General features: G+C 68.4%; 8 protein-coding genes and 5 tRNA genes. 7 read left to right on the top strand and 6 right to left on the bottom strand.

Going from position 1 to position 12,572, the window contains the following annotated elements; all coding sequences use genetic code 11:
• Positions 1–18 precede the first annotated feature (18 nt).
• From BN159_RS23230 to BN159_RS23210, 5 genes are all read right to left on the bottom strand, one after another.
• Positions 19–91, bottom strand: a tRNA-Lys gene (locus BN159_RS23230).
• Between the two features lie 88 nt (positions 92–179).
• Complete coding sequence (locus BN159_RS23225) at positions 180–1,706, bottom strand: amino acid permease (RefSeq protein WP_015659434.1); 1,527 nt, start codon at positions 1,704–1,706, stop codon at positions 180–182.
• A gap of 105 nt (positions 1,707–1,811) precedes the next feature.
• Positions 1,812–3,971: a DEAD/DEAH box helicase gene (locus BN159_RS23220; RefSeq protein ID WP_015659433.1), complete on the bottom strand. Its 2,160-nt coding sequence runs from the start codon at positions 3,969–3,971 to the stop codon at positions 1,812–1,814.
• Positions 3,972–4,180: 209 nt separating this feature from the next.
• Positions 4,181–4,732, bottom strand: a complete 552-nt coding sequence (locus tag BN159_RS23215; protein WP_015659432.1) for a hypothetical protein — start codon at positions 4,730–4,732, stop codon at positions 4,181–4,183.
• Between the two features lie 89 nt (positions 4,733–4,821).
• Positions 4,822–5,172, bottom strand: a complete 351-nt coding sequence (locus tag BN159_RS23210) for a metallopeptidase family protein (RefSeq protein WP_041819691.1) — start codon at positions 5,170–5,172, stop codon at positions 4,822–4,824.
• A gap of 84 nt (positions 5,173–5,256) precedes the next feature.
• On the opposite strand from BN159_RS23210, the gene BN159_RS23205 reads away from it, so the two are divergent.
• The 7 genes from BN159_RS23205 (at position 5,257) to BN159_RS23175 (ending at position 11,796) form a co-directional block, all read left to right on the top strand.
• Positions 5,257–6,795 carry a metallophosphoesterase family protein gene (locus BN159_RS23205; RefSeq protein WP_015659430.1) on the top strand — a complete coding sequence of 513 codons (1,539 nt, stop codon included), beginning with the start codon at positions 5,257–5,259 and terminating at the stop codon, positions 6,793–6,795.
• An 80-nt stretch (positions 6,796–6,875) separates the two neighbouring features.
• Positions 6,876–6,948 (top strand) — tRNA-Glu (locus BN159_RS23200).
• 41 nt (positions 6,949–6,989) lie between these two features.
• Positions 6,990–7,064: transfer RNA gene (locus tag BN159_RS23195), tRNA-Asp, on the top strand.
• 24 nt (positions 7,065–7,088) lie between these two features.
• A tRNA-Phe gene (locus BN159_RS23190) sits at positions 7,089–7,165 on the top strand.
• A 119-nt stretch (positions 7,166–7,284) separates the two neighbouring features.
• Positions 7,285–11,229 (top strand): ATP-dependent RNA helicase HrpA, encoded by a 3,945-nt coding sequence (gene hrpA / locus BN159_RS23185; protein ID WP_041819689.1) that lies wholly within the window; start codon positions 7,285–7,287, stop codon positions 11,227–11,229.
• 95 nt (positions 11,230–11,324) lie between these two features.
• Positions 11,325–11,399 (top strand) — tRNA-Asp (locus tag BN159_RS23180).
• Positions 11,400–11,574: 175 nt separating this feature from the next.
• Complete coding sequence (locus tag BN159_RS23175; RefSeq protein ID WP_015659428.1) at positions 11,575–11,796, top strand: DUF6274 family protein; 222 nt, start codon at positions 11,575–11,577, stop codon at positions 11,794–11,796.
• A 450-nt stretch (positions 11,797–12,246) separates the two neighbouring features.
• Here the strand turns inward: BN159_RS23175 and bldC are convergent, their stop codons facing one another.
• Positions 12,247–12,453, bottom strand: a complete 207-nt coding sequence (gene bldC, locus BN159_RS23170) for a developmental transcriptional regulator BldC (protein WP_003949541.1) — start codon at positions 12,451–12,453, stop codon at positions 12,247–12,249.
• Positions 12,454–12,572: the final 119 nt, after the last annotated feature.

Here is a 12,572-nt window from a genome sequence, read left to right as displayed (position 1 = left end):
ACCCCCACCTACAACCCGTAGGCCCTGTGGGACTCGAACCCACAACCAATGGATTAAAAGTCCACTGCTCTGCCAATTGAGCTAAGGGCCCAGGCGATGTTGCCCCCACGAGCATAGCCGGACGTGGCCGGGTCTCCGATCGGGTATCGGGGACACGGCCGCGTCCGGGGCGTGCCGGGTTACGGATCGGCGGGTTCGGGGGCGCCGGCGCGGGCCGCCTCGCGGGCGATCGTGCGGGCGTGCTCGGGGTTGAGGAACCAGTGCCGGGCCGAGGCCAGCCACCAGGCCGCCGCGAAGCCGAGCACGACCAGGACGGCGACCGGGGCGTAGTTGAAGGTCTCGGCGGTGACCGGGGAGACCTGCGGGAGCATGAAGAGGACCGTGATGACGCCGACCCAGGCCACCGCCACCACTCCGATCACCTTCGACCAGCGCCCGAGATGCCAGGGCCCGCGCTCGAAGTCCTCGCCCTTGCGCAGCCGCAGCAGCGTCGGGATGACGTAGGCGATGTAGAGGCCGATCACGGCGATCGAGGTCACTGCCGCGTACGCCGTCACGTTGATCAGGTAGGGCAGGCCCAGGACGAGCGCCCCGAACGCCGCCAGCCACACCGCCGCCACCGGGGTGCGCGTGCGCGGGCTCACCGAGTGCCAGATGTGCGACCAGGGGAGCGCGCCGTCGCGTGAGAAGGCGTAGATCATGCGGCTGTTGGCGGTGACGGACGCCATCCCGCAGAACAGTTGCGCCCCGATCACCACCAGGAGCAGCAGCTTGCCCGCCGTCGCGCCGAGCGCGTCGAGCAGGATCTGGGCGGGCGGGGCGCCGGTCGGGGACGTCAGGGCACCTTCGTACGACTGGATCGCGAAGGTGAAACCCAGGAGGAGGACGAAACCCGCGATCCACGACGTCCAGATGGACTGCACGATGCCCTTGGGGCCCGCCGTGGACGCGTCGTGCGTCTCCTCGGTCATATGGGCGGAGGCGTCGTAGCCGGTGAAGGTGTACTGCGCCATCAGCAGGCCCAGCGCGACCACGTACACCCCGCTGCCCCAGCCCGTGTTGTTCACGAACTCGCCGAAGACGAACGACGCGGACTGGTGCTCGTCCGGTACGAAGGTCAGCGCGCCGACGATGACCGCGACCCCGATGACGTGCCACCACACGCTCACGCTGTTCAGCAGCGCGACGATCCGCACGCCGAAGGTGTTCAGCAGGCCGTGCAGGACCAGGATCCCGGCGAACAGAACGATCGTGCGGCCCGGCGTCACCTCGAAGTCGAACTGGAGGTTCAGGTACGCGCCGAGGAAGGACGCCGCGCCGAAGTCGATGCCCGCGGTCACCGCGACCTGGCCGAGCACGTTGAACCAGCCCGTGAACCAGGCCCAGGCCGCCGCGGAGCGGGGCGGAGCCAGGCGGTGGGCCCAGAAGTACAGGCCCGCCGAGGTCGGATAGGCCGAGCAGATCTCCGCCATCGCGAGCCCGACGAACAGCGTCATCAGGCCTACGGCCACCCAGCCCCAGGTGATCACCGCCGGGCCGCCGGTGTTCATGCCGAACAGATACAGCGTCAGACAGCCCGACAGCACCGAGATGATGGTGAAGGAGACCGCGTAGTTGGAGAACGCCGACATGCGGCGGGCGAGAACCTGCGTGTAGCCGAGCTGGGCCAGCCGCTCTTCGTCGGAGAGTTGTCCGTCACTTGTCATGCCCCCAGCGATTCCCGCATGGAGGGCGTGACATGCGCCACGACTGGCTAAAAAGAAGGCCCGCACGACCGAAATCGTGCGGGCCTCAGTATTTACGGCTGAGGATCAGCCGTTGCGCTTCCAGCGCGGCTTGTCGTCGCGGCGGCCGAACGAGGAACCGGTGCCACCGCGGTGGTCGTCACGGCGGCCGTAGGGGCGCTCGTGGCCGCCGGAGCGGAAGCCGGGACGGTCGCCCTGGCGGTCGCGGTTGAACGGACGGTCGCTGCCACGGTGCCCACCACGCTCGTCGCGGCGCTCGAAGGAACGGCCACCACGGTCGTTGTCCCGGCGGAACCCACCACGGTCGTTGTCACGACGCTCGAAGGAACGCCCACCGCGGTCGTCGAAGGAACGGCCGCCACGGTCGTCGCGACGGAAGCCGTCCCGACGGTCGTTGTCCCGGCGGAACCCACCACGGTCGTCGCGGCGCTCGAAGGAACGGCCACCGCGGTCGCCGTCCCGGCGGTCGTTGTCGCGACGGAAGCCGCCCCGGTCGTTGTCCCGACGCTCGAACGAACGCTCACCACGGTCGTTGTCCCGGCGGAAACCGCCCCGGTCGTTGTCCCGACGCTCGAACGAACGCTCACCACGGTCGTTGTCCCGACGGAACCCACCACGGTCGTTGTCGCGGCGCTCGAAGGAACGGCCACCACGGTCACCGTCCCGACGGTCGTCACGGCGCTCACGACGCTCGTACGAACCCTCGGCACGCTCGGTCCGGTCCACGTCCTGCGCCACCGGCTGCTCCGGTACGGCGGTCTCGGCCGCCACCGCCGCCGCCTGCGCCTCGGCCACCGCGGCCTCCGGGTCCTCGCCGCGCTCACGGGCGACCCGGGCGACCAGACGGTCGGCCTCCTCGCGCAGCTCGGCCGCACGCCGCTGCGCACGCTCCAGCTGCTTGGTGAGGTGCGAGACCTCACGCTCGGCCTGCTGCGCCGCGTTGCCCGCGGACTCGGCCTGCACCTCGGTCATCGAACGGGCGCCGGTGATCTCGGCGACCTCCGGGTCGAAGGCCGCGCCGCCCTGGATGATGTGACGCCCGGCGTCGACGCCCGCGTCCTCCATCAGCCGGAAGATCTGGCGACGCTGGTGCGGCAGGGACAGGGACACGACCGTGCCCGTGCGGCCCGCACGCGCCGTACGGCCGGCCCGGTGCAGGTAGTCCTTGTGGTCACCGGCCGGGTCGACGTTCAGGACCAGGTCGATGCCGTCGACGTGAATACCGCGAGCGGCGACATCGGTGGCGACGAGGACGTTGACGTAACCGTCCTTGAAGTCGGCCAGCGTCCGGGTGCGCGCACCCTGCGTCATACCGCCGTGCAGCGCGTCCGCCTTCACCCCGGCGTCCCGCAGCTGCTCCGCGACACGGTCGGCGCCGAGCTGGGTGCGGACGAAGATGATCGTGCGGCCCTTGCGGGAGGCGATCGCGGCCGTGACCGGCGCCTTGTCCTTGGGCTTCACGATGAGGATGTGGTGCGACATGGTCGTCACCGCGCCCTGGGCCGCGTCGACCTCGTGGCTGACCGGCTCGTTCAGGTAGCGGGAGACGAGGGTCTGGATCTCGTTCTCCATCGTCGCGGAGAACAGCATCCGCTGACCGCCCGCCGGAACCTGGTCCAGCAGCTCGGTGACCTCGGGCAGGAAGCCCAGGTCGGACATCTGGTCGGCCTCGTCGAGCACCGCGACCTCGACGTCCTCGAGGGAGCAGGCGCCGCGGTTGATGATGTCGCGCAGCCGGCCCGGGGTGGCCACCAGCACATCCACGCCGCGCTCCAGGGCGTAGATCTGGTTGCCCATCGACGTACCGCCGCAGACGACCTTCATCTTCAGGCCGAGCTGGTCGCCGTAGGGCTGAAGCGCGTCCGCGACCTGCATCGCGAGCTCACGGGTCGGGGTGAGGATGACGGCGCGCGGACGGTGCTTCTCGGTACGGCCGCCGGAGAGGCGGGCCAGGGTCGGCAGACCGAAGGAGAGGGTCTTGCCGGAGCCGGTACGACCGCGGCCCAGGATGTCCTTGCCGGCCAGGGCGTCCGGGATGGTCGCGGCCTGGATCGGGAAGGGGGTGGTCACGCCGTTCTGCGCGAGCTTGCGCACGACGCCCTCGGGGAGACCGAGGTCCGCGAAGGTGACCTCGGGCGTCTCCTCGACGGTCTCGCCCTCGACAACGACGATCTCGTTCTCGTCGTTCTCGGGCAGGACGATGTGATCAGAACTGGAAATGGACATGCGTATGCGAAACCTTCCGGAGTCTCGTCGGCACGCGCCCGTCAACTCCGTGATTCGCAATACGACCGCCTCTATGCGGTCAGCCACGGCAAGGGAGAGAACGCGCCACACGGCGCGCTCTGCATTGGCGCCGGGCAAATGGGATCAAACGATCTACCACCATACGCACCCCCCACCCCCCAAGGCAAACCGAGTCCGGTAGACCTACGTCACACCGGAGCCCCGGCCTCCGGCGCGGGCTCACGCTGGAGCATCGGCTCCGCCTCCCCGTGCGCCGAGGAGGACGGCTCGGCGACCGTCGGCGAGGGAGTGACCGACGGCTCCGGCGGGGTCGGCGTCGGGGACGGCTCCGCCGGGCGGGTCGGAGTCGGCGGCTCCTCGGTCGGCTCCGGCGGCCCCCCGGGCTTCTCCGTCCGGTCCGGCTTGCCCGGCTCGTGCGCGTCCTCGCTCGGCCCGGCCGACGCGGAAGCCGACGGCGACGCCGACTCCCCGTCCTCGCCCTTCCTGCCCTTCCCCTTGCCCTTCCCGTCCCCTTTGCCGTCCTTGCCCCGCCTGCCGTCGGAAGCCGCGGCCCCGTACCCCGCACCCCCACCCGACACCGCGGACCCACCGTCCGGCGCCTCCCCGCCCCGCCGCCCCGCCGAATGCGACGGCTTCGCACCCTTTCCGGCACCGTCGTCACCCACGCTCATACAACCGGCAGCAGCGGCGACAGCCATGACCGTGGCGGCCAGACGGACAGGTACGTACAAGGGGCGCACGGGCAGCCACCTCCGGTGGAGGATGAAGGAGTCAACCTCCCCAACTCCCCCCGCCCACAAGAGGACACGCGACCCGTATCAGCCGGCGCTCACCCGTACCCGAGCGCATGCAGCCGGGCATCGTCGATGCCGAAGTGATGCGCGATCTCATGCACCACCGTCACCTCGGTCTCCGCGACGACGTCCTCCCGCGAATCACACATCCGCAGCGTCGGCCCGCGATAGATCGTGATCCGGTCCGGCAGCACACCCGCGTACCACTCACCGCGATCCGTCAGCGGCGTCCCCTCGTACAGCCCCAGCAGCTCAGGATCGTCGGCGGGCGGCTCGTCCTCCACGAACACCGCCACGTTGTCCATCAGCCGCGTCAGCTCCGGCGGGATCCGGTCCAGCGCCTCGGCGACCAGTTCCTCGAACTCCTCACGCGTCATCTCCAGCACAGAGCCATTGTCCGGCACACGAGGCCCGTACGAGAGCCGCCGGCGCCCGGCATATCCACCCGCGCACTTGGGCATACGGGACCAATGGCCCGCGTCCCAGCCGCAGCCCGCATACTGACCGCCGCCAACCGCATACGCAGGACCCCGCGCACCCGCCAGGCACCGCCCGGCACGGTCCAGCTCACCGAGCAGCCGCGCCCCTGGATCCGCGCGCTGGGGCTGATCACGGTCGTCCTGCTCGGCGCCTGGCTGGGACTGCTGATCGTGGGCAACGTACGCGTGTCCGTCGGCCCCATGGACACCACCATGACCCTGCGCCCCTCCGTCAGCGGCGGCACAAAGATCAACGTCTCACCGCTCGGCGCACTCCAGCTGGACAGCCACATCGCACCGGTCCGCCTGGACGTCAACGTCGACCGACTGGACCCCGAACGCGCCCAGGCCCTCGTCGACCACCCCGAACGCCTCTCCGGACTCCAGGACGAAGTCGCCCACGACGTCGCCCACGGCACCCGCGACCTGGCCCTGCGCTCCTGCGTCGCCGTCGTCACCGGCGCCACCGCACTGGGCCTGGCCGTCTACCGCCGCCCCCGCCGCGCCCTCGCCGCAGGCGGCCTCGCCCTGACCCTGCTGGCAGCATCCGGCGGCACAGCGGCAGCCACCTGGAACCCGAACTCAGTCCTGGAACCCAAATTCTCCGGACTCCTGTCCTCCGCCCCCTCCCTCGTAGGAGACGCACGCAACATCGTCACCGAATTCGACGTCTACCAGAAGGAGTTGGCCCGCCTGGTCACCAACGTGACCAAGCTCTACGACGCGACCTCGACACTCCCGGCGTACCAACCGGACCCGTCGACGATCCGCGTCCTGCACGTCTCCGACATCCACCTCAACCCGGCGAGCTGGAAGATCATCGCCTCGCTGGTGGAGCAGTACCAGGTCAACGTGATCGCCGACACCGGCGACACGATGGACCACGGCACAGCGGCGGAGAACGGCTTCCTGGACCCGATCGAGGACCTGGGCGCGCCCTACGTCTGGGTCCGCGGCAACCACGACTCCATCCTCACCCAGCGGTACCTGGAGGACCTGGAGAACGTCCACGTCCTGGACGAGGGCCGCGCCCGCACCATCGCCGGCCTGCGCTTCGCGGGAATCGGCGACCCCCAGTTCACCCCCGACCGCACGAACAAGACCGGCGCCGAGGCCACCCAGGAACTGGCCGGCGCCCGACTGGCCTCGGCCCTGCGCGACCAGAAGGCGGCGGGCAGGCCGGTGGACGTGGCCATGGCCCACGAACCCTCCGCGGCCCGCGAGGTGGACGGCGAGGTCCCCTTGATCCTCGCCGGCCACCTCCACCACGACGAGATGGAGATGCTGGAACAGGGCACCCGCCTGCGCATCGAAGGCTCGACAGGCGGCAGCGGCCTACGCGCGGTGGAGGGCGACTACCCCGACCCCATCGAAGCCTCGATCCTCTACTTCGACCGTGACACCCGCCGCCTCCAGGCCTGGGACGAGATCGAACTGGGCGGCCTGGGCCTGACGACAGCCGAGGTCAGCCGCCACCTCCCGGAGGAGAACCAACCGGGTGTGTCGCCCACCCCCACCCCCTCCCCGTAAACCGTTTTGGCGATCCCTCCCGCCATCCCATATGCTTCTCACGTCCCCGACGCGCTGAGAAGCGCGCAGGCGGGCCGATAGCCCTCATCGTCTAGCGGCCTAGGACGCCGCCCTTTCAAGGCGGTAGCACGGGTTCGAATCCCGTTGGGGGCACGCAAAACCGTGTGCGACACTAGTGGTCGCCCACAAAGCTTGGTCCTGTGGAGCAGTTTGGAGTGCTCGCCACCCTGTCAAGGTGGAGGCCGCGGGTTCAAATCCCGTCAGGACCGCTGAGGTTTCCCCGGAAGCCTCGTGGCTGGGTAGCTCAGTTGGTACGAGCGATCGCCTGAAAAGCGATAGGTCGCCGGTTCGACCCCGGCCCCAGCCACCATCCAAGGGCCCCGACCAAACGGTCGGGGCCCTTGATCTGTTCCCCCGGCCCTCCCTCACGCTCGGGCGGGCCAAAAGCGTTCGCCAGGGAAATCGGTGGGATGAGATCCTGGGTCGCGTATGTCTACGCACCCTGCCCCCGCCCTCGGCGCTCTCGCCCCCCGTCTGACCGAGCTTTCGCTGCGTGATGCGCATCGGATCGGTCGGCGGCTCGAAGGTGCGCGCAAGATCCGTAAGCCGGAGGCTCGCGCCGCTGTGCTCGCCGAGATCGAGGGCGAGGTCGCGAAGGCCGAGGAGCGGATGGGGGAGCGGCGGGCCCGGGTGCCGGCCGTCTCGTATCCCGAGCAGTTGCCGGTCAGCCAGAAGAAGGACGAGATCGCGGCCGCTATTCGCGATCATCAGGTCGTCATCGTCGCTGGTGAGACCGGGTCCGGTAAGACCACGCAGATTCCGAAGATCTGTATGGAGCTCGGGCGTGGTGTGCGCGGCATGATCGGGCATACGCAGCCCCGTCGGATCGCCGCTCGTACGGTGGCTGAGCGCGTCGCCGAGGAGATGAACACCCCTCTTGGCGAGGCCGTCGGCTGGAAGGTTCGTTTTACCGATCAGGTGAATCCGGACGCCACCTTCATCAAGCTGATGACGGACGGCATCCTGCTCGCCGAGATCCAGACCGACCGTGAGCTGCGTGCCTACGACACGATCATCATCGACGAGGCCCACGAGCGGTCCCTGAACATTGATTTCCTGCTCGGGTATCTGGCGCAGTTGCTGCCGCGTCGGCCCGATCTCAAGGTCGTGATCACCTCCGCGACCATCGACCCCGAGCGGTTCTCCCGGCATTTCGGTGACGCCCCGATCGTCGAGGTCAGCGGGCGGACGTACCCCGTGGAGGTGCGTTACCGGCCCCTCCTCGAAGAGGACTCCGACGACGCGGACCGGGATCAGATCACCGCCATCTGTGACGCCGTGGAGGAGCTCCAGGGTGAGGGGAAGGGCGACATCCTCGTCTTTCTCTCCGGTGAGCGGGAGATCCGGGACACCGCCGATGCGCTCGAGAAGAAGAAGTACCGGTTCACCGAGGTGCTGCCGCTGTACGCGCGGCTGTCGCATGCCGAGCAGCATCGTGTCTTTCAGCCGCACACCGGTCGCAGGATCGTTCTGGCGACCAACGTCGCCGAGACCTCGCTGACCGTTCCCGGGATCAAGTACGTCATCGACCCCGGCTTCGCCCGTATCAGCCGTTACAGCCATCGCACCAAGGTCCAGCGGCTGCCCATCGAGGCGGTCTCCCAGGCCAGCGCCAACCAGCGCAAGGGCCGTTGTGGTCGTACGAGTGACGGTGTCTGTATTCGGCTGTACAGCGAGGACGACTTCCTTGCTCGGCCAGAGTTCACCGATGCCGAGATCCTGCGCACCAACCTCGCCTCCGTCATCCTCCAGATGACCGCCGCCGGTCTCGGCGACATCGAGAAGTTCCCGTTCATCGATCCGCCGGACCATCGCAACATCCGTGACGGTGTCCAACTCCTCCAGGAGCTGGGCGCGTTGGACCCGGCACAGAAGGACGCGCGCAAGCGGCTCACCGACACCGGCCGCAAGCTCGCGCAGCTGCCCGTCGACCCCCGTCTGGCCCGGATGGTGCTGGAGGCGGACCGGAACGGCTGTGTCCGCGAGGTGATGGTGATAGCCGCCGCGCTGTCCATCCAGGACCCGCGCGAGCGCCCCGTCGACAAGCAGGCGCAGGCGGACCAGCAGCACGCCCGCTTCAAGGACGAGACCAGCGACTTCCTCGCCTATCTCAATCTCTGGCGGTACCTGCGCGAGCAGCAGAAGGAGCGCGGTTCCAGTTCCTTCCGGCGGATGTGCAAGCAGGAGTATCTGAACTTCCTGCGGATCCGTGAGTGGCAGGACATCTACACCCAGCTGCGGACCGTCGCCAAGCAGATGGGCATCCATCTGAACGAGGAGGACGCGGCCGACCAGAGTGTCCATGTGTCTCTCCTGGCCGGTCTGCTCTCGCACGTCGGTATGAAGGACGTGAAGGACGGCAACAAGAACGAGTATCTGGGCGCCCGCAACGCCAAGTTCGCGATCTTTCCGGGCTCGGCCCTGTTCAAGAAGCAGCCGCGGTTCGTGATGTCCGCCGAGCTGGTGGAGACCTCGCGGCTGTGGGCCCGGGTCAACGCGAAGATCGAGCCGGAGTGGGTCGAGCCGCTGGCCGGGCATCTGCTGAAGCGGACGTACTCCGAACCGCACTGGGAGAAGGACCAGGCCGCGGTGATGGCGTACGAGAAGGTCACGCTGTACGGGGTGCCGATCGTCGCCCAGCGCAAGGTGAACTACGGCCGGATCGACGCCGAGGTCTCCCGCGAGCTGTTCATCCGCAATGCGCTCGTCGAGGGTGACTGGCGTACGCATCACAAGTTCTTCGCCGACAACCGCAAGCTGCTGAGCGAGGTCGAGGAGCTCGAACACCGCGCCCGGCGGCGGGACATCGTCGTCGACGACGACACGCTCTTCGACTTCTACGACCGTCGGGTGCCCGAACACGTCGTGTCCGGCGCCCACTTCGACTCGTGGTGGAAGCGGAAGCGGCACGAGGAGCCGGAGTTCCTGGACTTCGAGCGGGAGATGCTGATCCGGGAGTCGGCGGAGGCGGTCACCAAGGCCGACTATCCGGACTCCTGGCGGCAGGGGCCGTTGAAGTTCCGGGTGACGTACCAGTTCGAGCCGGGCGCGGACGCGGACGGGGTGACGGTCCACATCCCGCTCCAGGTGCTCAATCAGGTCACCGACGAGGGCTTCGACTGGCAGATCCCGGGGTTGCGGGAGGAGGTCGTGACGGAGCTGATCCGCTCGCTCCCGAAGCCGATCCGCCGCAATTACGTGCCGGCGCCGAACTTCGCCAAGCGGTTCCTTGATACGGCGGTCCCGCTCCAGGAGCCGCTGACGGTGACGATGGCCCGTGAGCTGAAGCGCATGGTGGGCGTGCCCTTCGAGGCGGACGACTTCGACTGGGCGAGGCTTCCGGACCATCTGCGGATCACCTTCCGGATCGTCGACGAGCGGCGCCGCAAGCTGGCCGAGGACAAGGATCTGGAGGCGTTGAAGCTCCAGCTGAAGCCGAAGGCGCGCCAGGCGCTGTCGCAGGCCGCGGCGGCCACCGCTTCCCGCGAGGGCGGGGAGTCCCTGGAGCGCAAGGGTCTGACGGACTGGTCGATCGGCACGCTCACCCGGGTCTTCGAGACGCGTCGCGCGGGGCAGCCGGTGAAGGCCTACCCGGCGCTGGTGGACGACGGCGACACCGTGTCCGTGCGGCTCTTCGACACCGAGGCGGAACAGGCGCTGGCGATGTGGCAGGGCACCCGGCGTCTGATCCTGCGCAACATCCCGGTCAACGCGGCCAAGTTCGCGTCCGAGAAGCTGACGAATGCCCAGAAGCTCGCCCTGTCCGCGAATCCGCACGGCTCGATGCAGGCTCTGTTCGACGACTGCGCGATGGCCGCGGCGGACAGGTTGATCGGGGACTTCGGGGGGCCGGCGTGGGACGAGGAGTCGTACCGGAAGCTGTACGACAAGGTCCGTGCGGAGATCGTCGACACCACGGTGCGTACGGTCGGGCAGGTGCAGCAGGTGCTGGCCGCCTGGCAGGCCTGTGAGCGCCGTCTCAAGGCCGTACAGAGCCCTGTGCTGCTGGCAAACCTGACGGATGTCCGTAAGCAGCTCAACGCGCTGGTGAAGCCCGGTTTCGTGACGTCGGCGGGGATTCGGCGGCTGCCGGATCTGATGCGGTACCTGGTGGCGGCGGACCGGCGGCTTCAGCAGATGCCGACGGGGGTCCAGCGGGACACGACCCGTATGGAGAAGGTCCATGAGATGCAGGACGAGTACGCGTGGCTGCTGGAGCAGATGCCGCAGGGGCGTCCGATGCCGCAGCAGGTGCTCGACGTCCGCTGGATGATCGAGGAGCTCCGGGTGAGCTATTTCGCCCATGCGCTCGGCACGGCGTACCCGGTCTCGGACAAGCGGATCGTGAAGGCGATCGACGCGCTGGCGCCGTAACGGTTCCCGCACAGAGGGTGAGTTCGACCAGGACACCCACCCTCCTGTACAGTCTCTTCTCGCAGCGCAACGCAAGAAAAAGCGCCGCGAAACCTGGTCCTGTGGAGCAGTTTGGAGTGCTCGCCACCCTGTCAAGGTGGAGGCCGCGGGTTCAAATCCCGTCAGGACCGCAAGATGAATGAAGGGCCCGGATCGAAAGATCCGGGCCCTTCTGCGTTGCCTCGCAGAGGGCACGCGGAGGGCACGAAGGCGCCCCGCGTCCGCTCATGCCGTCTTGACGGCGTCACATTCGCTCGGTACCCAGAAACCAGGGCTCCTTCTCCGTACGGCCCCTGGAGGTGGCGTATGGCGGCTTCGGCTAGGCACGAGACGCGGGCGTTGCTCCGCGCGCATCTGGCGGCCGCTTCCTCCTACCGGCATCTCACCCGCCACTGTCCGATCTGCCATCAGCTCCTGCGGCTCGCCATGGACTCCGTACCGCCTCCCGCCGACCACATGCCCGACGAGCGGGTCGAGGCGGCCGAGCCCGCCGAGCCCGTCGAGGACGGCAGCCCCTCCCCCGCGTGACCTTCGCCGGCCTCAACACCCGCCCCGCCAAGGGACGCTGGAACGCGTGGCTCCTCTAGCGCACATAGACCAAAGGCAACAAGCTCCCTGGCATGTGACGGGTGTCACCGCATGAGTTTCCGGAACCGCGGTACTTACACCCCACCTACAACTGGTCAATTTAATATGTGCAATTGCACCACTCCCGAGGCCGCACCCACAGGAGATCCGACAGCCCTCCCCAGGGTCCGACAAGGCCACACACAGAGCCGTCCGGGAGCCTGTCAGGGCGCACAAAAAAGATCGCGCTGGACCCGGCGGAGTCCAGCGCGATCTACGACGCACCCTGTCAGTTGCCTGAAGCCGTGGGCGTGGGTCCTGTTGGGGCAGTACCCGCGTCGCTTGGAGCTGTAGGGCCCGGGCGTCTCGACATGTTGGGGGACCTGCCGAATTGCCCGGTTATGTAGTTGTTCAGGCCTCGCTGCGCTGCTGCGGGATGCCCGCGAGCAGAGCGCGGACCTCAGCCTCGCGGTAACGGCGGTGTCCGCCGAGCGTACGGATGGACGTGAGCTTTCCGGCCTTCGCCCACCGCGTGACCGTCTTGGGGTCGACGCGGAACATGGTGGCGACCTCAGCCGGGGTCAGCAGCGGCTCGGCATCAGGGGTGCGAGCGGTCATGAGCGGCCTCCTCGGGAGAACCGAACCTTCTCGGTTCTTTCCTCTAAATTCTGCACCTTGACCCGCGTTGCCCGAAATGGCGGACGCGAGTCGAGTCGGTTATAGGACGAACGGCTTGT

This window comes from Streptomyces davaonensis JCM 4913, assembly GCF_000349325.1.
GTDB lineage: Bacteria > Actinomycetota > Actinomycetes > Streptomycetales > Streptomycetaceae > Streptomyces > Streptomyces davaonensis.
Note: the sequence above shows the minus strand (reverse complement) of the source record. Positions and strands in the feature narration are given on the sequence as shown.